The sequence below is a fragment of the Leucobacter chromiireducens genome (assembly GCF_051993095.1).
GTDB classification, from domain to species: Bacteria; Actinomycetota; Actinomycetes; order Actinomycetales; family Microbacteriaceae; genus Leucobacter; species Leucobacter chromiireducens.
Map to the genome: position 1 here is coordinate 1010866 of NZ_CP197024.1, position 23607 is coordinate 1034472.

The 23607-nt window shown below is 61.9% G+C and carries 26 protein-coding genes; 23 read left to right on the forward strand and 3 right to left on the reverse strand.

Annotated features, from left to right (window positions below):
- Positions 1 to 57 precede the first annotated feature (57 nt).
- On the forward strand, positions 58 to 417 hold the full coding sequence (locus tag ACR81A_RS04480) for a hypothetical protein (protein WP_440312784.1): 360 nt from the start codon (positions 58 to 60) through the stop codon (positions 415 to 417).
- On the opposite strand, the gene ACR81A_RS04485 is transcribed toward ACR81A_RS04480, so the two are convergent.
- Positions 410 to 937 (reverse strand): hypothetical protein, encoded by a 528-nt coding sequence (locus ACR81A_RS04485; protein WP_440312785.1) that lies wholly within the window; start codon positions 935 to 937, stop codon positions 410 to 412. The genes ACR81A_RS04480 and ACR81A_RS04485 overlap by 8 nt on opposite strands.
- A gap of 36 nt (positions 938 to 973) precedes the next feature.
- Positions 974 to 1642, reverse strand: a complete 669-nt coding sequence (locus ACR81A_RS04490) for a hypothetical protein (RefSeq protein ID WP_440312786.1) — start codon at positions 1640 to 1642, stop codon at positions 974 to 976.
- A gap of 135 nt (positions 1643 to 1777) precedes the next feature.
- Between ACR81A_RS04490 and ACR81A_RS04495 the strand changes: the two genes are divergently transcribed.
- From ACR81A_RS04495 to ACR81A_RS04590, 20 genes are all read left to right on the forward strand, one after another.
- Positions 1778 to 2590: a hypothetical protein gene (locus tag ACR81A_RS04495; protein ID WP_440312787.1), complete on the forward strand. Its 813-nt coding sequence runs from the start codon at positions 1778 to 1780 to the stop codon at positions 2588 to 2590.
- Between the two features lie 323 nt (positions 2591 to 2913).
- Complete coding sequence (locus ACR81A_RS04500; protein ID WP_440312788.1) at positions 2914 to 3474, forward strand: hypothetical protein; 561 nt, start codon at positions 2914 to 2916, stop codon at positions 3472 to 3474.
- 212 nt (positions 3475 to 3686) lie between these two features.
- The gene (locus ACR81A_RS04505; RefSeq protein WP_440312789.1) at positions 3687 to 3980 is read left to right on the forward strand and encodes a hypothetical protein; all 294 of its coding nucleotides are present in this window, start codon (positions 3687 to 3689) and stop codon (positions 3978 to 3980) included.
- Between the two features lie 467 nt (positions 3981 to 4447).
- The gene (locus tag ACR81A_RS04510; protein WP_440312790.1) at positions 4448 to 5419 is read left to right on the forward strand and encodes a helix-turn-helix domain-containing protein; all 972 of its coding nucleotides are present in this window, start codon (positions 4448 to 4450) and stop codon (positions 5417 to 5419) included.
- Positions 5420 to 5493: 74 nt separating this feature from the next.
- Positions 5494 to 6852 (forward strand): hypothetical protein, encoded by a 1359-nt coding sequence (locus tag ACR81A_RS04515; RefSeq protein ID WP_440312791.1) that lies wholly within the window; start codon positions 5494 to 5496, stop codon positions 6850 to 6852.
- 56 nt (positions 6853 to 6908) lie between these two features.
- On the forward strand, positions 6909 to 9059 hold the full coding sequence (locus ACR81A_RS04520) for a hypothetical protein (protein WP_440312792.1): 2151 nt from the start codon (positions 6909 to 6911) through the stop codon (positions 9057 to 9059).
- Positions 9056 to 9322 (forward strand): helix-turn-helix domain-containing protein, encoded by a 267-nt coding sequence (locus tag ACR81A_RS04525; RefSeq protein WP_440312793.1) that lies wholly within the window; start codon positions 9056 to 9058, stop codon positions 9320 to 9322. The genes ACR81A_RS04520 and ACR81A_RS04525 overlap by 4 nt, the downstream gene beginning before the upstream one ends.
- A gap of 60 nt (positions 9323 to 9382) precedes the next feature.
- Complete coding sequence (locus ACR81A_RS04530; protein WP_440312794.1) at positions 9383 to 9796, forward strand: hypothetical protein; 414 nt, start codon at positions 9383 to 9385, stop codon at positions 9794 to 9796.
- A gap of 144 nt (positions 9797 to 9940) precedes the next feature.
- Positions 9941 to 11131: a hypothetical protein gene (locus tag ACR81A_RS04535; protein ID WP_440312795.1), complete on the forward strand. Its 1191-nt coding sequence runs from the start codon at positions 9941 to 9943 to the stop codon at positions 11129 to 11131.
- A 144-nt stretch (positions 11132 to 11275) separates the two neighbouring features.
- Complete coding sequence (locus ACR81A_RS04540; RefSeq protein WP_440312796.1) at positions 11276 to 11950, forward strand: hypothetical protein; 675 nt, start codon at positions 11276 to 11278, stop codon at positions 11948 to 11950.
- Between the two features lie 88 nt (positions 11951 to 12038).
- Positions 12039 to 12194: a hypothetical protein gene (locus ACR81A_RS04545; RefSeq protein WP_440312797.1), complete on the forward strand. Its 156-nt coding sequence runs from the start codon at positions 12039 to 12041 to the stop codon at positions 12192 to 12194.
- A 55-nt stretch (positions 12195 to 12249) separates the two neighbouring features.
- Positions 12250 to 14676, forward strand: coding sequence for a hypothetical protein (locus ACR81A_RS04550; protein WP_440312798.1), 2427 nt, complete (start codon positions 12250 to 12252; stop codon positions 14674 to 14676).
- An 8-nt stretch (positions 14677 to 14684) separates the two neighbouring features.
- Positions 14685 to 14906 carry a hypothetical protein gene (locus ACR81A_RS04555; protein WP_440312799.1) on the forward strand — a complete coding sequence of 74 codons (222 nt, stop codon included), beginning with the start codon at positions 14685 to 14687 and terminating at the stop codon, positions 14904 to 14906.
- 29 nt (positions 14907 to 14935) lie between these two features.
- Positions 14936 to 16468 (forward strand): hypothetical protein, encoded by a 1533-nt coding sequence (locus ACR81A_RS04560; protein ID WP_440312800.1) that lies wholly within the window; start codon positions 14936 to 14938, stop codon positions 16466 to 16468.
- 68 nt (positions 16469 to 16536) lie between these two features.
- Positions 16537 to 16791: a hypothetical protein gene (locus ACR81A_RS04565; protein WP_440312801.1), complete on the forward strand. Its 255-nt coding sequence runs from the start codon at positions 16537 to 16539 to the stop codon at positions 16789 to 16791.
- The gene (locus ACR81A_RS04570; protein ID WP_440312802.1) at positions 16791 to 17483 is read left to right on the forward strand and encodes a hypothetical protein; all 693 of its coding nucleotides are present in this window, start codon (positions 16791 to 16793) and stop codon (positions 17481 to 17483) included. Before ACR81A_RS04565 ends, ACR81A_RS04570 begins: the two co-directional genes overlap by 1 nt.
- Positions 17468 to 17998, forward strand: coding sequence for a hypothetical protein (locus ACR81A_RS04575; RefSeq protein ID WP_440312803.1), 531 nt, complete (start codon positions 17468 to 17470; stop codon positions 17996 to 17998). Before ACR81A_RS04570 ends, ACR81A_RS04575 begins: the two co-directional genes overlap by 16 nt.
- A gap of 34 nt (positions 17999 to 18032) precedes the next feature.
- Entirely contained in the window at positions 18033 to 18587 is a 555-nt protein-coding gene (locus ACR81A_RS04580) for a hypothetical protein (RefSeq protein ID WP_396464419.1), read from the forward strand.
- Entirely contained in the window at positions 18580 to 18990 is a 411-nt protein-coding gene (locus ACR81A_RS04585) for a hypothetical protein (protein ID WP_396464420.1), read from the forward strand. The genes ACR81A_RS04580 and ACR81A_RS04585 overlap by 8 nt, the downstream gene beginning before the upstream one ends.
- Before the next feature lie 1061 nt (positions 18991 to 20051).
- Positions 20052 to 20315, forward strand: coding sequence for a hypothetical protein (locus ACR81A_RS04590; protein WP_440312804.1), 264 nt, complete (start codon positions 20052 to 20054; stop codon positions 20313 to 20315).
- Between the two features lie 28 nt (positions 20316 to 20343).
- Here the strand turns inward: ACR81A_RS04590 and ACR81A_RS04595 are convergent, their stop codons facing one another.
- Positions 20344 to 20790, reverse strand: a complete 447-nt coding sequence (locus tag ACR81A_RS04595; protein WP_440312805.1) for a hypothetical protein — start codon at positions 20788 to 20790, stop codon at positions 20344 to 20346.
- A gap of 449 nt (positions 20791 to 21239) precedes the next feature.
- On the opposite strand from ACR81A_RS04595, the gene ACR81A_RS04600 reads away from it, so the two are divergent.
- Together ACR81A_RS04600 and ACR81A_RS04605 are read left to right on the forward strand one after the other, a co-directional pair.
- Positions 21240 to 22841, forward strand: coding sequence for a sigma-70 family RNA polymerase sigma factor (locus ACR81A_RS04600; RefSeq protein WP_440312806.1), 1602 nt, complete (start codon positions 21240 to 21242; stop codon positions 22839 to 22841).
- 134 nt (positions 22842 to 22975) lie between these two features.
- On the forward strand, positions 22976 to 23605 hold the full coding sequence (locus ACR81A_RS04605) for a hypothetical protein (protein ID WP_440312807.1): 630 nt from the start codon (positions 22976 to 22978) through the stop codon (positions 23603 to 23605).
- Positions 23606 to 23607 lie beyond the last annotated feature (2 nt).

A 23607-nucleotide genomic window follows, 5' to 3' on the forward strand; every position in this document is an offset into this window, starting at 1 on the left:
CGGACTTTATACCCGTTTCATGCTGACGGTGTCTACGGAGACCGACAGGGTGTAGGGATGGGCCAGATCGTGGTCTTCTCCCGAGACACTGACCTGACCACTAGCGACATCGAATACTCACACCGGCAGTATCAGGTCGGCTATATCCATTGGTCGGGATACGTCATTCAGATGGTGGCGGTGGAGGCGCCGGGGTGGGGGCGTCAAGGGATCGCTACCGAATTATGGAGGCTTGCGAGCGGATTAGAGCCGGAGCTGCAGCATTCAAGAACACACGTAAGCGCGCAGGGCGCTGCTTGGATCAGGTCACTGCCTGACTATGTTGAAGATGAGTGTCCATTACTTGAGCACGAATGGATGCCCGTAGCGAAGGTTGGGCGAGAGACCTGGTGGCGAAAGCTGCTGAAGCTCAACTAACGAACCATCCGGCGTTGGCGAGTACAGGGGCGCGCATGTTTTCTCGGTAGCGTGAGCAGATTTCATCTGGTGCTGTCCAGATGCTCGTATCTCTCAGTACGCGCAGGGCAGCGTTGTAGCCGGAGATATTTTCAGGCTCACCAGAAGCGGCGATGACATGACTCGCGCTGAACTGTTTCTTCCATACTGCGGGGTGTTCGCCGTCGCCGCCAAAACAGGTGAGCACGAGCAGGGTATCCGCGCTGCCCTGCAGCTCATCGATGTTGAGCCATTCCTGGCGACCAAAACCCACCTTGTCGTGGCTGTGCCAACCATGAGCAGAGATCACGAGAAGATCAACTTCGACACTGCAGGCTTCTTTAAAGTCTTCAGCTGTACCGGGGAACGCACCGAATTCTCCTAGACCAGCTCGTTCGATGGATTCCAGCTTTCTCCTCTGCCGGCAAGGCGAATCAAGACTGATGATGGCGGCTCGTCGGATCTTGCCGCCGACTGTGCGTTCCATGATTGGTGCAGACATGCCCAGAACCTTACCGGTTAGAATCCACCGTGGTGCCTACTTCCGCCACCAATCGGAATCTGGTTCGTCACCGCCAGCAGCCCATCCAAGCCAAAGCCCCTTCTTGACGAACGCGGTGAACTTCCTCGCGAAGTCTGGATCGCTAGAGTTCACGCTAACTGCCGGTGCTACGGTGTCTGGTCCCTCTTTGATCGTTGCGAAAATCCTGTCGAAAATTACACCAGCAATGGCTCCGAGAATTGCTGCTTCATCCGTGATCCGCACAGTTGCCTCCCACAACGCTTGGATATTGCGTCGAACGCGGTTAGGACCCAGCTCCGTGCGTGCGTCTTCAAAATAGACGACGTTTGGATTGTCCGGGTAGGGATCGGAGACGAATGAATGGACTACAGAATTCCGGAGGTTTCGAAGTTCATGCTCAGCACTTTGTAACTGCATGAGCTGAGCCTGCAAGTTCCCAGTAACCACGTTGGCAGCGACAAGAGCGTCGAGCCGCTTGGACATCTCCATATTGCGACGCGGGAGGTATGACCGACCGGCTGCAGTGGCGAATGGTTCGCCCTCGGGCTTGAGCGACTCAATCAGTTGATTCATCCGCGCCTCGAACGCAGCATGCGAGACCGCTGCCACACCGATGTGGCGGTACGCCGGTTCGAGCTGGGATCGGAACGTGTCGAAGATCTTGGGCGTAGGAGTAAGAGTCATAGGAGAAGCCTCTCACCTTGTCCCTTGCTTATGTCTTTTCAACCATTCAGTAGGCTCTCAGTTGTGAGAGAACATCGACGCGGGAGCGGATTCTGGGGAACGCTGGGGCGGGCATTCCGTCGCGCTTGGTGGTGGTTGATTGAGTTCGTATCCAACAGGTATCTATTCATGGAGGTCGCCCCATGGGTTCTGCCGGTTGGTGGAAGCATCATCATCTCCAATTTCATCGGCCCCAATTTGGCTTGGTTCTGGGTTGGAGTCGGCTCGCTCACTGTCCTTGTTGGTACGGTTCCACTTGGCATCCGGGCATATTTTCAGAAGCACGTCGCGCAAGTGCAGCTTGTAAAGGATGCAAGGGAACGGGCAAGTCTTCGAATCGTTTCGAGTTTGGTTCCAAAGCTCCCTCAACCCTCGAACCTGTCGGCTCAGGAGCGCGCTGAACTGCGAGATGAAACGATCAAGAAGGTTGTGGAGTCATTGGCATCCGGCGTTTATCCTAAGAAATACGGGTATCGAGTAACGTTCTATATCCTGGGGCAGGACACCGATGGCACAGTCCAAATAAAGCCCATCTACTCTTACGGCAGGGATGACGTGCCAGGTACACACGCTCCTGGCAGCGCCACATTCGATGCACTGCTTGAACATCTCACTGGCCCTTTTGAGTCAGCCAGCCGGGCAGGGATCAAGGGGCGAGAGTACACGAGTTACTCGGTGGCCTCAGTGTCTAGGGATGACGAGATGTACGGCATTCTCGCTGTTGATACAGATTCCACCTTGGACCTCTCGGTGCAGGACGAAGAGAATCTTGTGCCAATCGCAGACTTGTTAGCGAGCTTCTTCAGCGCTGCCAGTATCCAAAAGGGCTCCAAAAATGACTCCGTTTGGTTGAAGCCGATGTACGCTGTAATAAACATGCTTTGCAGGAAGGGAGACGACAACACATGACGTTTGTACCTACGCCATACCGGCTCTCACCCGAAACCGTTGCTGCGCGCAAGCAGAAACGGGCAAACAAGCTGAATCAGAGTTTTGACGACACGGTCGCTGAGGTTCGTCGCGAACGTCAGCAGCTCAAGTGGTCCAGTCCCCGTAGCGGCAAGGTGACGAGGAATGCTGTCACTGGCCGTTTTGTGACGCGACGGCTCGGAGCTTAGCCCAGAAATAGGGCGTGTGTTCCTGGCTGACTTTGGAGAGTGGGCTAGTGCACCTTCTGGTATGTGGTTGATCTTGATTGTCGGCAATCGGGCGCACCGCGCATTACTCTCGGCATGACAGAAGACAGCTACGGATCCAGAAACACCCGCGCCTCCGCATCCATCGCAAGCACGTGGCCCACACCATCCAGCGATCCACCGCCCGTCGCAGTATGGCTCGCAGCGCAGTACGCCGAAGTCTTCGTGCGCCAGACCACGCACGCTGACGATGGTCGTATCGCGCTCACTGATGCCTGGGCCGCTCTGCGCGACGGGCTGCTCGGCGAGGCACGCCGAGTGGTGGAACGCCGGTCTGAAGACGAATGGGCGCGGGCATCGGCGGGGCATGGAGAGCGCGTTGAAGCGGCTGAGCGCGAGCTACGGCGGGCGATGGTCGCACCATGCGTGCCAGCGCTGAACAGGCTGACGGCGATGCACGTGGAGTCGCTGGCTTCGGTGTTCGACGCGGGGCTTCCGGTCGAGATAGCGCTTGAGCTGTCAGCGCGCGAAGTTGGTGTCGCGATGCTAGTCGCTTCGCTAGGTATCCCCGTGTCGGCGGTCGATGGAGCGACGGAGGTGATGCACGGGGTTCTACGCGGGCAAGCAGAGCAGCTGGTGGTGGCGCGGGCTGGATAGCAGGGGAGTAGGTGGTGGGAGAACGGGAGCGCTCCGCCGGGTCGTGGTGGCCTGGTGGGGCGCTTTCTGCGTTGGCCGGAGGAGTTTCGTAGATACCGCGCATTAAGAACCTAGACGGAGATTCCGCACTAAGTGACGAAGGAGGCGAAGAACCATGACAGCTACTGCTCACCGTAAGCCAGCGCTTGCGTGATCCCAGAGAGGGGCAGTAGATGACCGCCCATTCGATTCAGGAAGTAAATGTAGTTGAGCTACTCCAGTTGCTCGCACTTGAGTACGCTGCGCTTGATGTCGCTGACGCTGAAGGCATCGCTGTCGCCCCCGGTTGTAGCGGGCTTCGAGCGGCACTCAGGCACCCGCGCTTGTACGGCCCGGTGCTCGCGGGAGCAGTGGAAAAGGAGAGTGTCGAGATCGCAGTTGACGATGGGGGCGATTCACTGCGAGACCTGCTGGTCCTGTCGCGGGAGCAAGGTGGTCCCGCGGAGCTGCTCGCGAGGCTGAGCTAGTGTCCCTTGTAACCCGTCTGAAGGAGCCAAATCGCTCGTTCAGGCGGGTTTTTGCTGTTTTGGTCCCTGTCTTGGTCCCGCTGGACCCGACCGGACCCGCCCTGGTCCCAAGGTTTGGGACCAGGCAAAAACCGCATGAAATCAACGATGTTAAGGCCCTTTCTCTCTATATTTAGTCTCTGGTCCCAAAATATAGAAAGGGGTACCCCCTTTCTACGCGCAAGCCTCCCTCTCCACGGTTCTCTATATAGGTAGGGGTACCCCTTCTGGGATTTTGGGACCAGGGGCGATTTCGACCCGTTTGACCCCCAAACTTCCGCATAATTACGCGAATTTTGCCAGGTCCCAAACCTCGGGACCAGGGCGGGTCCGGTCGGGTCCAGCGGTCCCAACTTGGGACCAGGGCACCGCGCATAGAGTCGGCGTGGTCCCGACTGGCGGAATCACGAGGAAGGTAGGCTGACGCTATGGGCAATTCTGAGCAGGATCCGACGACTGCGCTTGCGGCGGCGCGTAAGCGAGAGGCGGAGGCGGCTGAGGCCTTCGCTGTCTCCGAGGCCGCGCTAGACGCCGCGATCCGCGACGCACGCGACGCTGGGCTCTCATGGGACGAGGTCGCTTCTGCCGTTGGTATCCCGGTGCGCTCTGCTCAGTGGCGCCTGCAACGTCTCACGGACGCCTCCATCGAAGCGCAGCCCCAGCCGCGCCCGTCACGCGCGGGCGTGCCGCAGACCGGTGCTACCACCGAGCCGCCGGCCGGCACGATCACCGTGACCGAGGCTGCGAAGCTCCTTGGTTACGCCGCACGCCAGTCGGTGCTCGATCTCGTTGAGCAGGGGCAGCTCGAGGCTATCGAGATCGAGCGCCCCGGCCGCCAGACCCGCCGCCGCATCGTGCGTGAGTCGGTGCTGCGCCACCCGCGCTACCAGGTCGCGGCAGGAGCTGCCCCGGAAGCGGTTTCTGTGTCCGAGGCTGCCCGGCGTGCTGGTGTCTCGCGTCCAGCCGTCACGCTGCTGCTGAGGAAGGGCCACGTCAAGGCAGGTCTCACTACCACTGGGTCATTTGGCATCGATACCGCCTCCCTCGACGCCTACCTTTCGGAGCGTGACCGCGTCGCAGGATCGTCTGTGACGGTGCAAGAAGCCGCCGAGCGTCTGGATGTCTCTCGCGCCAAGATCTCACGCCTACTGCGCGATGGTGAACTGTCGGGGGAGGGCGAGCCAGTTCGCGTGCTCGTAGAATCACTCGATCGCTACGAGCAGGCGCAGGTAGACGCTGACGCCGCCGGCTCGATGACCGTTGCTGAGGCTGCGGAGGCTGTGGGTGTCTCGCGCCCCTCGATCTATGCAGCGATCCAGCGCGGCCAGCTCACTCGCGACGAGCATGGGCGACTCTCCCAGCAGGAAGTGGAGGAGTACCGGGCGCGAAGAGCTCGGTGACCTCTCAACAATATTAGACGAAAAACTTACTGTCGGAACTGGTCTTAATGTGTCGGTTTTGTTAAGCTGGATACATGAGCCAGCACAGCTACCCCGCCCCGGTCGATCCGACCGCAGGCTTTGACGCAGACGATTACCGCGACTTCTGTGATGCGATCGGTCAGGAAGACCGCGAGGGGTTCGTCGCGTTCGTCGCCCCGACCGGTAAGGGTTCGGGCTGGGGCAGCGTCGCTTGGCTGCCCGCTGGCGACGTGGACGCACAGGTGGCTTGGATTGACGTCCACGACCATCCGGGCACCTGGGGCATCTACCGAACCCTGAACACGCTCGACGGCGGCGGGGTCGAGGTTGCAAACGTAACTGCCGTCGATTCGATCGTCTTCGACATTGACGTGTCAGAAGGTGTTCATGCCAACAGCAGCGGGATGCTGTCCTACGCACAAGCACTCGCTGCGCTCGAGAACTCAGGTTTTGCACCGACCGTAACCACCTTCACCGGCGGGGGACTGCTTCTGGTCGTGCAGCTGCGCGACCCGCTGCACCCTGACTCGCAGGAGCTTGGGCTCCTTGAGGAGCGCGCCGCCTACTGGGTGATGCATATCTTTGGCCCCTCAGCCGATGTGGCTGTAACCCGCAAGCACTGTGGCTGGCGCCGGGTCTGCGGCTCTGTGAACCGCAAGAACGCCGAGGCTCCCCAGGGTGGGCAGTTGCTCGACGTTGGCCCGACCTACGACTATGGCGAGTTGACCGACGAGGCGTGGGCGCTGCCAGCAGAGGTCGTCGCCGAGCTTGATGCTCTCCTGCGCCCGCGCGGCGACCAGGTCTCCGAACCTCGCGCTCTTCCCGATGGGGTCGACCACGGCATCGGCACCAGGTTCGCGTTCGCTGCATCTCCGGCTGACCTCGTGCAACACGTCATGGATGCCCGCGTGACCGGGAAGTGGGTCAAATTCCGCCGACCCGATGGCACCTACGCTGACGGCAAGCCGAGCACGATGCTCGACAACTCGGGCTTCCGCCAGGTGATGAAGGTGAGCCTACTGGGGGAGCCGAGCAACCAAATCGCCCACCGTCCGATCCACGACGCACCCGTTTTGGTCATGCACGGCACCGCGCAGCAGGAGCGCTGGCGCGCAGCAGGTCTCCCGCTATTTCCGAAGCAGGGGGCGCAGCTCAATAGCTGGGATCTCCTTGTCACGGTGTTCTGCGCGGGAGATGCGAAGCTCGCAGCCCGCCTGCTTGGCCGCCACTCCAGCACTGTTGACGGCGCGCAGGTTTTTGACCTCGCCGCGATCTTTTCAGTGCTCCGCGCGAACACTCCGCAGCAGCTTGCGGAGCTGTATCCGCCGTATAAGTCGCGACCGCGGCAGGTTTTCCAGACATCGGCTCCGGCATTCGGCGGTAGCGCGTTCGGAGGGGCGGTGTTCCGATGAGCACGACCCTGCACGCACAGCCAGCACACAACAGTAACGAAGCAATGGGGGGTCCTATGGGTGAAGTTGTCGAGCTCATGCCAACCTCCGAGTTCTCCCTTGTCGAAGAGCCTGAGTTTGTCCGGGAGGTAATCGAGGAAGACTTCACTAAGGCTCTCGCGGAGCACAAGCGTAACGCCGAGCAGCTCCTCGGTCCGATGGAGCCGATGGCTGTTTCGATCAACCTTGATGACCCCGAGGATCATGGTGTCTTCGGCCTGATCCCTCAGCAGGGAATGGCACCTCGACGCGTTATGATCGCGGATTACGTGCCGTACATCGCTTCCCGTGACCAGCTGTGCTCGCCGAATGCCGACGGCGAGCTAGAGGAGGTCGAGTCAGCTCTGACGAACTCTCGAGTTCGCCTCTGCACCGTTGTCGTGATCGATAGCTCCGGCCGCAAATGGGTCGCGCCGAACCTTCCGCAGTCAAAAGCCGAAGACATCAAGGAAGCGCTCAAAGCCGTCGGCGGCCCATTCCGGGTCCCCGCTGTCTCGGGCGGAACGCGCCACATGTCGAATGTCTTGATTTCTGCTCAGCAGGAGTACCGACAGGAACTGATCTCCACAAACCGTACCGGCTGGATAAAGCTTGAAGGTCGCCACGTCTACGCCCTCCCCGGCGGATCGCTCGACGCTCACGGCACGACTGACGCGATCCGCGTGGCGAATGCTGGCACCGGTGGCGGTGCACCTGTCGCGTACCAGGCAGCGCTTGGTCTCCCTGAAGTGGAGAACACTGCGGGGGAGGCCCGTGGCATCGCTGAAGCGCTCCGTGCGCTCCGTGCTATCGCGTCAGACCGCATCATGATCCCCATGATCGGGGCTACGCTCGCATCCCTCATCCCGCAGTCTGAGGGTGCAGGCATGATCCTGACCGCGCCCCGCGGCTCAGGAAAATCGTCGGTGCTCCGCGCCGTGCGCTCCCTGTTCTCGACCGCCCCGGTCGCGAGCTCCGGCTATGCGCTCAGCTTGACTGCCGACAACTCAACCCCAGCCGTGAACGCAGTTTTGAGCTGGCATGGGCACGTCGGGCTTTTCATCGACGACTACCGTGTCGCAAACGTCTCGAAGCTCGATGATAAGGCGAATGAGGCGGCAACGATCATCGCCCAGGCCGCGTACGGCGATGGTGGGCGTGCGAAGTCCGACATCACTTTTTCAGTACAACAGCCCGATTCGCGTATCGTCTCACCAGTGATGACAGGGGAGATCTCGCCCGGAGAGAACGGCGAAGCGATCCGCTCCCGTATTGCTCAGATCGCGATGGATATGACGAAATCCGAAATCTTTGGCCTCGGTCGATCTGACGCGCCACTGAATGCTCTGCAGCCGGTTATCGACCGCACCGATGGCCTGCGAAAGCTCACGGCTGCACTCGTTCAGTACCTCGCTTCGAAGCTTGACGCTGACGGTATCCCTGCGACCCGCGCCCGTTTTGCTGCGCTCAAAGCTGCTCGTCAAGACTCCGCCGCGGGACTTATCGAGCAGGCACAGAATCTTCGTGTCGCGCAGGTCTGCGCAGTCTGGACGCTCGGCTGGGAGCTGCTCCGCGAGATGGTAGACGCTTACGCCGATACACCGCTTGCTAACGAGCTCGCCCCGCTGATTCCGTCGGAGCAGCAGATCGTCGAGCTCTACCATGCGATGGTGCGCGAGAACGCCGCGTCTCTGACCTCAGGGTCGATCTCTTCGCGGCTCGTGGATGAGGTGTCCTCGCTCCTTGCGGCAGGCAAAGGGCATCTGCTGATGCCTCCGCACATTGACGGTGTCTCGGACCCCGAGGCCCGTACGCTTGCAAAGCGTTACGGGTGGCGGGAGTCACCGGTCAAGGACGCGGTACAGCCCATGGGGCCGTCGCTCGGATATCTCTCGGATGATGGCGCACTCGTGCACCTGCTCGCGGGAGCTATCGGATCTGTCGCGAAGGGCGAAGCGCTGAGGCTAGGGATGGGGCCCGATCAACTGGCGGAGGTCATGCACTCGGTGGAACACCCCGATTTTCGTCGCGAGGCCCCTGGGCGTCACAAAGGTTCGCGCAAGGCTTTTTCTGTCACCAGGCCTGCTGCGGGTTTCACGATCCCCGCAGCACTGCTCGGACTGGATCCTAGCCTCTACGCAGATGACCAGCTGGAGGACGTGTCGATTATCGAGGAGAATGAGAGATGACGAAAAGCGACGAACGTATGAGACGTGAGGATATTGAAATGGATCAACAGGAACTGATTCCAGCTGGGTGGCTGACCGTAGGAGAGGCCTCGGAGGCGCTGGGTGTTCACGAGCGCACTATCCAGAGGCGTATCAAGAGCGGCGAGATTCCAGTGTTTTCGTTGTCGCCTCATCGCCGTTTCGTACCGAGTGGATGGGTCGAAGCGCTCAGGGCAGGCCAGCTGGAAGATCTGGAAAAATTCTTCTCTACTAAGACGACATAATGCTGCATTAACCGACGAAATGCGATAGGCTTATTGACATAGCAGTTAGGACACGACGACATGACTTACAGCGCCCCCACTCTCTCGCCTCACCCTGAGGCCCGCCACTTCCACGGCATCAGTCCCGAGAATGCCGACGTCCGGGCGCTCGCCGAGATCGGCGTGACCGGGCCGGATGCGCACCTGATCGCCCGATACCACCGGGACGTACGGATCAGCTACGAGCCAGCGATCGAGCGCCTCCCGACGCTCGCCGAGCGAATCCAGGCTCTGGCTGAGCGCGCCGTGCGTACGCACCTGGGGGAGTGCGAAACCCGCGTCCCGGATGCCGATATTGCCGCGCTTATCCCAACAGCCGCCGTGCTCGTCGGTGCGCGCGAGCCCTACGCGTCGAAGGCGGACGCCGCCCGCAGGATGCGCGAGCTCAAGCGCCGTGCCGCAGCCCTCCGCCGGAGGTACGGCACCGCGGCCTAAAAAACTCCCCGGGGCAGTCTCAGCAACGCCAATCGCACGCTGCCCCGGGTATTCACTCTACTTCTGTGCGATTGGCAGCACAACAAAATAGCTTCCCTTGAGATCGAGTGCGATTGGCGTCTACCCCGTATCTAGGAGAAGAAGATGTCGAACACCCGCACCACCAACCCCACCCGCCGCACCGTTTTCGGCCTCGCGACTCTCGCAGTCGCAGCGACCGCCTTCACCATCCCGCTCATCGCACAGCCCGCCCCCGCGCAGGCGGCGTTCGGCGGCTGCAGCGCCGAGCCGACCACGCTGCAGATCCAGAAGACGGACCCCGCCGGCCAGCCTTTGGGCGGCGCGACCTTCCAGGTTGACGCCCAGCACTGGTCGATCAATAACCCGATGGGTGACGCCTTCACTTCCAACCAGCTCTACGGCGAATTCTCCGCCGCCTCCGCCACCTCTGACGAAGCCCGCCAGGCTGCAGACGACGCCCGCGCTATCCTCCATGCTGCCCAGGCCGCGCAGACTGACGCGCAGGCGGCTCTCGACGCTCTGCTCGCCGATGCTGGCGCACAATCACCGCGGCTCGCTGCGCTCGTAGAGCGTGAGTCCTCGCAGAGCGTGGCGCTCAGCGAGGCACAGGAAGCGCTCGCGCAGGCGCAGAAACACCTCACTGCCGCCGAGTGGGGTGGTGACTCTGACGAGATCGCAGCATCCCAGACAGCGGTCGACGCCGCGACTCAGGCCGTCACCGACGCGCAGACCGCGCTCGTTGAGACGCGCGCCGAGATCGATGCGCTGATCGCCAGTGGGCCGAGTGCTGACGAGATCGCCGAGGCGCGAGCAGAACTGGCTAATGCGACCGCAGCAGCCGAGGAGGCAGCAGCTGAGTACGACGCCGCGGATCAGGCAGCCATCACCGCCGCTCGCGCGACCGAGACGCTCATGATCGACGCGTACGAGCAGGTGACCGCGAGCAGCGTGACCACCGATGAGGATGGGCAGGCGACTGTCGAGGTCGTGGGATTCGCGCAGTGCGTAAGGGGGTCGGCTGAGTCGCCGGTTATCGATAGGGCCGAGATCATCGCCCCCGTGGTCACGGAAATCGAGGCGCCCGCCGGTTACCAGATTGATGCAACGCCCCGCGCAGCCGAGCAGCTCGACGACGGCAGCTGGGTGGTGACGGTCGTGAACACGCCCGAGGATCCTACCGACCCGCCGACGCAACTCATTCAGACCGGCTCTGATCCCGCGGTACCGCTGACTTTCACAGCGATCCTGGCAGCCGCTGCCGGCGTCCTCGCGAGTGGCCCGCTGCTGCGCCGCATTCGACGCCGTAGCTCATAAGAAGTACCGCGGGCGCGAGGGAAATACAGGCTGGGGAGCCTCTTTCGGCCAGCGCCACGGTCCTACGAGGCCGGGATCTCAAGTCCCACAACCGCCGATCCCGGCCTCACCCTCCCATATCCCAGAGAGACCTAAGGAGTTTACATGTCCACCCAGACAAAACCCCAGATCAAGCGCCGCATGGGCGCTACCGTCGTAGCCGGAGCCGCCGTTCTCGGCGCGCTTCTCATCCCGACCACCGCCCATGCCGCCACCACTGCCGTTCAGACCACCGACGCGCAGATCCAGGTGGTCGACGCAGCCGGAGCGCCCGTCGAGGGCGCGACCGTCGAGATCACCGGCACGTGGCCGGAGCTGATGTCGAGCCCCGCGCTCGACCAGGCCGAGGCTGAGCTGCGCGAGGCGCAGGCGGCGTTGCAGGGCTGGTACGACAGTCGGCATCGACCTGCGCGCACCGCCGCTGACGCCGCGCTGCAGCGTTACCTCGCGGCACCGACACCGGCGAATCTAAGCAATTGGCTCGCCCAGAACTCGGCCGCGATGGCTGAGGACAAGCGCGTCGAGACGCAGGCTCGCAGCATCGCCGAGTACCAGCAGGTCGCAGCAGCCAGTGCCCAGGTGAATGAGCTGAAGGCCGCTGCGAAAGCCGCGGCCCACGAGACCCGCACGGTGACCACCGATGCTGACGGCTACGCCACCACGACGGTCGCTGTCGGCGGTGGCATCCAGGCGCAGCCGACCGCCCACGTGGTCGGCGATGACGAGACGCTCACGCTCCCGTACGCGCCGTCCAGCAGCTCGACCATCACCGTCGAGTAGCTGCCACAAACCGCCGCGGCGACGAGCGTAGTCGTGTCCGCACGTCGCCGCGGCTTCACCCCTCACCCCCTATATAAGGAGCCCCACGATGTCCACTCTTCAGATCACCGTCTTCTCCGCTGGCCCGTCATGCATGCAGTGCCGCCTCACCGAGAGGTATCTCACTTCACTCGACCTCGCCTACGACGCTCGCCCCGCCGACGAGCTGTCCGACGAACTGCGGGCGCGGGCAATGGCGGCGTAGCGCCATCAAATGACCCGTATGTGTAGCGGTAGATAACGAAGGAGGAGGAGAGCCCGTGGGAGTCTCAATGCGCGACATGGCCGTAGCCCAAGCTAAGCGGAGCGCCGTGCGCGCGACCTTCCGCGCTCTATTCACGCCGATCCGCTGGGCTGCCTACCTCCTGGCTGGCGTCGTCACGGTACTCGCCGATTCACCCCGCTACGAAAAGGTCAGCGGACACCGGCCGCGCACATCTGCGCAGGAAGCCCGGCAGATCGCCGGTGCCGTGCTCTGGGCCTTCCTTCCGAGTGTGGCCGGCCATTTCGATGCACCCCTCATTGTCGTGGCTGCCACCGCCCTTACTGCAGCCGTCCTCATCGGCCGGCGCCTCCGATACCTCGATCAGGCCGTGCAGACCCGCCTCACGGTGCCCGCCTTCTGGCAGATCCCAGCGCTCCTGGTCCCGAAGCTGCTCGGCTTCGCAGTCGCCCTCCTCCCGGTTATCCCTACGACCCACGACCTGCTCGCCGAGTTCGTTCCGGTGGCCTGGTGGATACCGGCTGCGGCAATCGCGCTTGGAGGGTGCTTCTACTGGGGGGCGCTGTTCATGAGCGCACGGCATGCTGGCTTCCGTCGAGCCAAACGCAGCGAGATCGCCGACCTCCTTAAGGAGGCTCTCGGCGTGGATGACCGTGAAGCGGAGCGGATCCAGCAGAAAGGCGACACATTCTCAATTCGCCCAACACCAGCGACCGCCAGCGCACGTCTTTTGGCGAACCCGGTGCAGGTTGATCGCACCATTGCAGCCATTAACAGCGGCTACGAGGTCGTTATCGAGCGGGGTTCGCTCATCGCGCGCCCGGTATCGCCCGGGACTCAGGCTCGCCGCCACCTTGACAAACTCTCCGGAGGACTTGTTGTCGACGAGACACCCGGTACCGACGGCGTAACGGTGCTGACTCTTGCGCATGGCGTCTCACCCTCTGCTGCCGAGGCCGTCGCCGCGTACGCCACCACCCACCACGACGGTGCATCGTTGATGGCGTGGGCACCGCTGGAACGCCGGGCAACGATTGCGAAGCTCCCTGAGGACTTGCGGGCGGTGCGCGAACGTATCGCAGCGCAGCTGAAGACTTACCCGCACGACCTACAGATCGAGCAAATAACCGACATGCTCGGCCACCGGGTGCTCACGTTTAGCGCTCCACAGCTACTCGCAGCCGACCGACTGTCGCGCCGCAAGATCGCTGCGGAGCTCAAAGTCTCGATCGCGCCCCACGAGGCAGACCTATCATGGCGCACCACCGTAGACGACGCGCGCGGCATCATCTCGATGCGTGAACGCCGTGACCCGCTCATGACCATGCTGACGATTGATGACTTCCGCGACCAACACCCACTCGGCGACGACCCGGCCACCAGCTGGAAATCGTTCGACATTGCGGTTACGGAGGACGGCGAGGCCGTGCCGTTCAGCTTGTTCCACACGCTCGCTGTCGGCCAAACCGGCGCTGGTAAAGGATCGGTCATCTGGTCGATCCTGTCCGGAGTGCTCCCGTCCGCGCGGCAAGGCCTCGCAGAGATCTACGCCATCGACCCCAAGGGTGCAGAAGCTATTGCCGACGATGGTTCATTGCGAGGCATGTTCCAGCAGGTAGCTACGACACCTGACGACTGGGCCGCGCTCGTGGCCAACGTGGTCGACAAGATGAACGCCCGCAAGGGGCAGGGCCGATCATTGCCAGTCTCTCGCGAGCAGCCACTACTAGTGCTCTTCATCGATGAGCTCTCGGCGTTGACGGCACTCGATACAGACTCGAAGCGAGCGAAGGAAGTAATGAGCAATCTGCTCCTCATCGCGAGCCAGGGACGCTCAATGAATATCTTGATTGTGAGTGCAGTCCAAGCGCCGCAGAAGGAGATGGTGGGCGCGCTGCGCCCGTTCCTGCCGATGCGCGTTGCTCTGCGTACCGAGACAGCCATCGAAACCGACCTGGTGCTTGGCACCGGGGCCACAGACTTTGGCGCAGAGGCCCACCTGATCCCCGTGGCGTCACCAGGCAATGGCTACCGCAGTGCCGGAATTGGTTACGTCCGCGTCGAAGGGTTCCCGGAGCCGCAGCGCGTCCGCTTCCCCTACACGGATGACGCCACGCTTGACCGCTGGGACCGCGAGTTCCGAGAGTTGCGTGCCTCAGGTCAGTTGCCGCCGCAGGCCGGCGCTGAGCAGGCAGAGATCGTCCCGGCGTTCGGGCAGATTTTGAATCATGGGAGCGCTGCTGCTGCACAGGACATTGATCTCGGCGAGATCGACTTCACTTTTGACGACGACACCGATTTCACTACCGCCTCGCCCGGCGAGATGCCGCCGCTTCGACCCGTCGCGTCTGCTCCGGAGGTGCTCGACATGCCCGAGGGCGCAATACCTGTCCCTCAGCCAGAGCAGCCGCCAGTAATCACTAGCAACCGCGCAAAACCGACCTTCGACGACCTCTTCGGATAGGAGCCACCATGACCCGCAAGTCCCCGCCCAGCTCACCGTTCGATGGCTGGATGCCCCTGACCGAGTACGCCTGGGAGGTAGGCATCCCGCTCGGTACGGCCCGCGTCCGCGCCTGGCGCGCGCTCCGAGGCACTTACGAAGACGCGGGGTACGAATTCGCCAGAACGGCGCCGCAAGAAAAGCGCAGCACGGTGCTTGCCAAACGCAAGCAGCCCCACCCACCCCAGTAGCTACGACCCTCACCCACAGGAGTTACACCATGACCACGAAAAGCCGCCGCCTCAGCGCGGCTCTCGCTACAACAGCAATCGCCTGCGCGGCACTGCTCGCGCCTACTACTGCCCATGCCGCCGATCTTGACTGTGAGTCAGGCCGGATCGTCGCACCGGTCTCGACCGGTCTCACCGTCTATGACGTGGACGGCCGCACTCCGCTCGGCTCGCTAACCGCTCCCGTCTGCGCTGTCACCGGGGAGGCGACCGCGCCGCCAGTAGTTAATACCGCGCAGCCGAGCTTCGAGGTCGAATACAAAGGCAAGCGAGGGCTGGTCGAAGACTTCCAGGTCGCGGCGTATCCCGCCGTATCACTCGACCAGCTGAGCGAGTTCTATGCGATCCCGACCTCCGACGAAATGCCCGAGAATTGGGTCGGGAAGCTCGGCGCTTCAAGCGGGATTTTCGCTCTCCCTGCCTCGTCAGGCCCGTTTTCCGACGGACCGCTCGAGACCGGAATGGCCGAGGGGACCGTATACCGATCTTCCGGTGATCTCGAACTCGGCACTGTCGGTCAGAGTGCGCTCGCGGGTACAGTCTCCTGGCAGCCGATCGAGCACCGGGGAGTTGTCGCGTGGATGGCGAGCGAGAATCTCGTCCCATTGCCCTCTACTGACGACCGTTTTTCAGAGGTCGAGATTGACGGCTCCGGCTACACCCTCTACTCCGACCCCACGGACGCGTCGGCGATCCGCGAGATCAAGGACGGCGAGGTGTTCGAGGCGACTCGCACCGTCGCAGGTTGGGCGTTGACGAGCGACGGCGAGTGGCTCCGAGCACTGAGCGATGCGCAGCCGGTAGATACGAAGGAAGCGGGCGCGGCCTGGGACAAGATCAAGGAGAAGACCGGCGACGCGTGGGATGCGACCAAGGAGAACGCTTCGGCACTGACCGATACTGCATCCAACAAAATCGCCGAGACAAAAGCCAGCTCGAAGACGCTGACCTTCGGCGCCATGGTCGCCTCGGTCGTCTTCTCCGCCCTCGCGCTGATCGCAGCTATCGCAGGCCTCAGAGTCCACCGTGCCCGCGGTCTCGCGCTGACTACACCTGCCGGGATCGCGAAAACCGCCTTTGCGTTCGTCTCAGCGCCAGCCTCGCTCGCCCTATCGATTGCGGCGGTCAGCACCGCCCCGTTCGCATGGGTCTGGCCTCCGATTGTCGCTGGAGCAGTTGGCCTGCTTAGCGTTGCAGCGGTCTATATCTACGCCGCGCGTATCCGTGGCGGACATGCACACGAGAGCACCGAGGCGCTGATCGCAGGCCTCCGCTCACCCATAGCCATCGGTGCAGGTCTCGCAACTGCCGCCGTCAGCATCGGTACCTCAGCTGTAGCCGGTCTCGCCTGGCCTGCCTACCTGGTCGCCGCACTCGGCAGCATCGCAGCCTACGCAGGGGCAGCCCTCACAGCCAAGCGTCCGCCGGAGAGCACCGACACCGATGCGGAGCTCACGACCGATACGCCGGACAGCGAGCCAGACGAAGCGCCCGCCGAGGCCGAGCCGGTCGCAGCCGAGTAGCCGAACCAGCGGGGCGGGGGAGACCTCGCTCCGCGTGGGACTTCACACCTTAATATAAGGAGAGAGACATGTCAGGATTTGACGATTCGCAGCTCGACCTCGCGCAGGCCGCGTTGCGAGCCACAACTGACCTCCGGGAGGAGCTTGGGCGTCGCGGTACTGAGGCAGCGCTCTGCGCGGCGGCCGCATCCGACGCCGGTAATCCCGCACTCGCGGCGGGTTACTCGGCACTGGTTGACGCGCTTTCGACGGCGGAGCGAACGGTTGGCGCGCTGGTTCGCGAGCATAGTGCGACCGTGCGGCGGCTCGGAGGCGAGCGGTGATGCGCCGGGTTGTGCGTGCGGCGCTGGCGGCGGCTGCGCTTGCGGCGATTGCTCTCGGCGTTGGTGCGCCAGCGCAGACAGAGCTGGTCGACGAAGCGGCACCGGTAGTCCAGGCTGAGCCCGCTGAATGGGATCCCGAGGCCTGGCTGGTCGAACTGTGGCCTTCTCTGCCTTTCGGAGATAAGGCGATGCTAGAAATCACCGATCTGTCGGCGGGGCGGGAGCTCCCGAGCGGTTCGCACCAGCACCTCGCCGGCTTCGTGGCTGTGGATCGCCCCGACGTTGTTCAGCTCGACCGGGAATACGTCCACGGCGTGCGCTACGAGAGCAGGCGGCAGCTCCTCTCGCTATCTGTACACGAACTGAGCCATGCTGCCATCTTCCTCTCGGGTACCGTGCCCGAGAGGAAGACATTTGAGATCACCGAGGAAGCGGACCGGGATTGGGCTGGGCCGCTTTTGGACACCGGACTCACCGGGGGAAAATGGGGTGCGCTCGAGGCGATTGCCGCGTGCGTGGAGCAAAGCGCATTACCGCCGGGCACCGAGGTCCACTATCTCTCCGCTGCGTGCCCGACAGAATATCGGGACGCCGCATTTGACTACCTGCAGCAGATCACCGGCACCGACTGGCGGCCGCAGGAAGTCAATCGGGAAGACCGCGCATTCCCGTCACCATGGCTACTGCTTTAGACCTCCCGACGCTCGATCAGCGCGCCGACCTGCTGCCGACGCCACAGCTTCTGACGCAGCCTCAACCGGCGCTGCCGTGGTGCTGGACGTACTGCGGACGCCCCGGTGTCCGCGAGCCGTGCCCGTCGATCACGATGGCACGTGGGCTGCTGGCGAGCGTGGGGCTGGATTCATGGACGTGGGTCAATATCGATAGCGGGGAGGAGGAAGGAAACCCGGAGACCCCGCGGTTCGTTGCGCAGGTCCTTGGCGACGCCAGCCGCGACAATGCCATGCTTGAATTGCACACTTTCGAGGATCTCTATGTTGTGGCTCGCGAAAGGGAGCAGCGTGGCCCGATGCATCGCTTCACCGGTGACGCCGCTCGAATCATTCCTTACTGCTATCCAGAGGAGGTCCTTTCGACCGTTGAGATGCTGGACATCGCAATCCAGTGGCTTTGCGTCGGCCAGATTCCAGACGGCTACAGGCTCCGTCCGGCGCATGCCGCGCCGCGGGTCGGCTTTAACTGCTGAATCGCCGGCTGGTCCAAATTGATAGCATCAATATGTGTTGTGGAGTATCGGCGAGTGGGTGGACTTCTCGGCGACCCCGAGCCTCTTGGACTGGTCAGCATTCCTGCTGGGCGGGCTAGGGATCGGGTTCACCATATTTCAGCTTATGCGTAGTAAGGGCGCTTTGGTTGCTGCTCGCAAGGAGTTGGAACGCACAAGGACCACGCTGATCAAGAACCAGCTTCTTTCGGTGCTTCCGGGGTTCGAAGAGCTTATGGCCAGCATCGATGATGCTGTCCGCGTTGGGGATAGGCAGGAACTTTCGAGTCAGCTGCAACGGTTCGCGTACCGTGCAGCGGAGGCCGCCGCGCTTCTGGAGGCAAGCTCTTCGGGCTTCAGTGATTTGATTGAGCGTATCAATGGCGAAGCCAGAAACGCGCTTGAAGCCAGGTCGCGCTTATACGGATCGCCAGACACTCAACTGGAGGAATTGGTTCGGGCTTCTGTGGATGAACTCCAAGTGCTGGTCATGGACGTAAAGGGCATCGCCGTTTCGATTCGGAATGACCCCGGCAAAGTGCCCGCGGACAAGGAAGGCAAGAATGCTTGACAACGAATCGTGGGAGCGCCTGATGCAGGGGCTCATTAAAGCGACCAAGAATGGCCAACTGGTATGGGAGCGCCGGAACGCCTCGGGGGGCTATGGAATGGCTGGCCTCAGCCGGTCACTTCTGAGCAGCGTGATGGGGCGAAACGTTCTTCGAGCACAGGCGAACAGCGCTACATACGAAATCTCATCCGGTAGCATCACTGGCGCGCCCTACGAGCTTTACGTGTACCGTAAAAGTGAGGGGGCGCGACCTCATACCGAGATGGTTAAATCGTCGACCGAGGTCGGCGACCCCTCTGCTTACAAAGTGAATCAAGCGCTTGCAGAGCTGTTTCGCCTGGCAGACTCCTCGGCTGAAGACCCGGATGAGGTAGTGGATAAGCTGCTCGGAGACTTTGACTAGGACACAGTAAGGGAGAAGGTCTTTCTGGGATGCGTGCGGGCGAATCGAGATCTCGTCACTGCGGCAGGGTTACGAGTCACTGGCTCCACTCGCTTTCGAAAGCCCTGTCTGCTCGCAGAATCCAGTCACGTCTCAGTCACGATGACACAGGCAGCCCCCGGCAAATGGCGGCAAAGCCCAGCAAATCGAAGATCCGAAAATCGCTGATCAGGTACACTATCTGCAACTTCAGGCAAAGCCCTGCAAACGCCTGAAAGGCGGCTAATCCAAGACGGGGTCGCAGGTTCAAATCCTGTCATCCCGACAGCAACCCCCGGAACTACCGCAGAAACATGCGGAAGTTCCGGGGGTTTTTTGTTGGCAAGGAAGCGCAGGGGCTCCGCCTGTCAGCATCCGTCCGCGAAAGGCAGATACAGGAGATCCGGGTGGGCCCGGCACTCACGCTGCCATTCTGTGCTCATCTGCGTGTGCCGAGAGCGGACCTCCGTTGCCGCGCGAGCAGCCAGAATACATCGCTCATGATTCGAGAAGTGGTTTGAGTATGCAGGCGGGGTCGGTGTTCTGTGTGTATCTGAAAGCAATGATTGAGAGGCGTGCCATGCGCGTTTCCCCGGTGCGTGGATCGGGCTTCTGATCTGCGTGGCTTACGTCATCGTTATCGTCACAGTTTCCTTGTTGAGTGGTGTGCCCTACCCAGAAATAGGCACGACGGCACAATCTACCTGGCGTGGAGCTGCAACGGACCTCGCCGTCAGAACGGCTTAGCGCACAGCGATGAAGACAGTGTTGGCATGGTGGCGGCGTGCGCTTTCTGAGGGCCAGCGTTTTCACCACACCAGGACAATTTTTGTGCCGATGATCATGTGCCGAGTGGCGGTTCTCAATCTCATCGGTGCTGAATGGTCACATTCGACGCATCGTTCGTCGTCTCGTTGTTTGCACTTGGGCTGCTGGTTGGTTTTAGTGAGGGGCTCATGGCGCGCGGCTTGTGGCTGGCTGCGTTCCTGGGCCAGCTTCACGAGTGATAGGCATAGTGTTTCTCGGGCGCACTGTTTGGTCTGATGCATATTGCCAACGTGGTGTTCGGTTCTCCTGTGCGGTCTTCGCTCATGCAAGCGGTGAGGGCGTTCGCTTTCGGCACTGCGTTCTATATTCTGCGTCGGGGTACCGGCTTGCTGATCTGGCCATTGCTGCTCCACGAATCGTGGGACATGTCCCTTTTGCGGTGGGCCATGCTCCAGCCGGCCCCGCTGTTGGTGCCTTTGTGGCTCCACCGGTCGCGATTCTTGCGCTCGCGACGGTGTACTGGGTCATTCGGAGCGTGAACGAACGGAGAGCGGTTCCCGAGGAGGTCTAGTCCGTGAGCTCGGGCATCTCAGCTCCGGGCATCACGCCTGCGAACGGCGAAAGGGTGCGCCAGATGTCCGACTCGTCCCTGGCGAGAAACACAACGACCTCTCCTGGCACATTGAGCGGATCGCTCTCCGCGGAGCCCTCGTTCCCCGAGCAGGTGCTCGGTGTAGAGGCGAAGCGAAGTGAGTCACCGGCTATGACGTCCCCTGTGAAGACCTTACGCACATCGATTTCGTACACTGCCACGTTTTCGCCGAGTATTGGAGCCGTCTCGTCGGTAGGCCTCACTGTGCCGCCGACCACCAGATCGGCATCAGCGATCGCTGTCTCGACTGATGCGTAGCTTGCCCAAGAGATGCATACCTGCGCAGCTGGCACGCAGCCGCTGATCGTCCCACAGCACACCGCCGCGGCGAAAAGGGTGCTCAGGCCTCTCCAAAGTTTCATTCTCCGACTCTACGGGTGAAAACGATCGCGAGCACTGCCGCGCAACCATCGCTTGCGGCAGATTCTTCCTGGGTCGGATTCCGTGCGAGGTCGGCGTGGCGGCGGCCCCCTGAACGCGCCCCGAAGGCGTGCAAGCGCTACCCCCTTCTTGCCCTGAGCACATATCGCAACGTTTGTCCGGAATTGCGGTGTCATCAGAGTGAGTCTCTGCACAGAAAACACCTATTCGCTTCAGAAGTGCACTCAGAACGGCTGCCTGTTCCGCCCGAGCTCTCACTCGTTGTGGAAGATGGAGGACCGTAGATATCCGATCAAGGCTCACTCTGATAGCGAAGTCCGTAGCTTGAGGGATCAGATGATGCCGCACCCATCAATCGATGCGCAGCCGTTCGGAAGGTAGGAGCTGAGCGGCTCTAGACAAGGGGTTGACCAGCAGAATTGAGGAGCTTATGAGCAATGAGGGCGCAGGGAAGGACATGCTTCCGCTGAGCAACGGATCCAAGTCTGCGCACTCGGCGTGGATCTCGCAGGTGTTCCAAGAACTTTCTCCGAAGCTGCGCAGGTTCGCGTTCTCCTTGGGTGCCACAGATACCGAAGCCGATGAAGTCGTTTCCATCACGTTCGAGTCGTACCTCGCTTTCCTGGCTCGGAACCCGGACGGGGTCCGGAACCACGAGGCGTATCTGGTCACTATTGCTCGCAACTCGTTCGCACGACTGAGACGAGGGACTCCCGAGCACGACTCGGTTGAACAGGACCGCGTCGCCCCCGCCCGCCCCTTCCACGACACACTTGTCACTGAGCTTGAGCACACGCTCCTGGGGGGTGCCCTGCAGCGGGTCTCTCAAGAAGACCGACGCATTCTTGCTCTGAGGCTTCTTGAAGATCGAACAACTGAGGAAGTGGCTGGGGAGCTTGGGATCACCACGGTGAATGTTCGCGCCCGGCTCTCGCGCGCACGTCGTGCCCTCCGTACCGAGTATCTCGCGCTCTACGCGGCGTCATCCGTTGGCACCGGGTGCGAACCCTTCGTTCGCGCCCTCGCACGGTTTGTTGCTCATGGCGTCAAGTCCCCACCACGCCGACTAGCGATTCACCTGACCGGCTGCGTGTCATGCAGTGAGGTATTGGTTGAGCTCCGAGATGAGGTTCAAACCGGATACCGTGCCCGGGCGATGGTGTGGGGCCCCATCGGCCTGGTTACGCTTCAGCAGCTCACCCGCGGGAACCCGGTCCCGGCGCGAGCGGCAGAACTGCTCATCATTTCGCGTGCGATCGTGGCACTCGGGTTCACCTTGATGATTCTCCTTGGACTTGGACAGCTGCTCGGGCCACCTCAACCGCACGCACCAGGTCCATCCGGGTCCACTGCTGCCGATGAGTCTTGGGCACACCCAAAGACAAGCGGTTCGGAACAGTTGTGGCTCTCCATTTCCCCAGAAACGACCCGCATTCCTATGCCGGCGCCGGGCGACGAGGTGCACTGGCAACTTCGTGTGCGGAACGAGTCTTTACTCAGCACTATTCCAGTCCAACTGAGGGTCGTGAGTCATGACGAGCCCTTTGGCGATTCGCTCCGGCTCACCGTGGCCTCGCCGACTCGGACAATCCTGAACGGTGTGCCGCTTGCAGCGTTGCGCGGGAATGGGGAGTTCCTTGAAGCCCTGAGCCCCGGAGAAGCTCTGACGCTGCGCGCCACGCTGTGGCGTGACGGTACCGATAGGGATCCAGTGCCTGCCACAGATCTCGTCTTTGATTTTGAGACCGCCACCGCTACCTCAGGACAACCGTCAGCCCGCTCCAGCGCAGACACCGAAGCGCGTGGTATGCACCCGCTTGACGCCTTCTTGCTGGCCATCACTGGTCGCGTGGGAGGTGGGGCACTTGCCGCGCTCGCCGCAGCCCTGATTCTCATGGGGCTTGGTGGCTGTCTGTGGGGCCGAACTCTTCTGCAGAGAGGAATCGGGTCTCTTCCCGTTGAAAACTCAATGGATACGCATCTTCCGCAAGGGGCGGCACGGCACGGAAGTGCCTCGAATCGAGCTGAGTGACGTGAACAGCACGCTGGGCGGAAGATTTTTCTTCGGAACACGTGTCACACATCCTCGATCTGTGCCTCTTCGAGGTGAGCGCGGTTCGACCGCGTGAACCGAAGTGAAGACTAGAGAATAGGAACGACATCACTATGGCCAGTTCAACTCAGACGAGCGGGCGCAAGCGGCTGCTGATCTCCGGCGGAGCGTTGCTCGCCGTCGTCGCATTGTCGACAGCCGCCTTCTTCGCAGATTCAGCGAACATCAACCTGTTTGGCTCCGCGGATGGTTCTGGAATCGGTGGCGGCAACAACTTCGTGCTGCAGACCCAGAACCAGGACGCCTCCGGCGTCGCAGACGGCACCTGGGTACGCGCCAACACGGATGGCACGGCGGTCGACTGGGTGCTTCCTGACGGTGACACGCTGACGCCGGGCGAGTCCAGCACGGTGGAGATTCCGCTGCGCAACAACAGCGACAATCTGGCCGGCGATCTCAAGTTCAAGATTGGGACTGTGGCCGGAAAGACGAACGAGCCTGAGCTCTGGAACGCACTGCGCATCACCGTCGAGGTGAAGAAGGATGGCGCAGCCAGCTGGACCAAGCTCGCCGACGAGGTGACGCCGAGCTCACTCGCGGCCGCTCAGACCTTCCTGAACGATCTTGAGGCGGAAGAGGAAGCAACGGCGAAGGTGACCGTTGGCATCGTCTCGACCGCCGGAAATGAAATTCAGGGACAGGAAGCTTTCCCGAAGTTCATTGTCGAAGCTCAGTCGAAGTAACT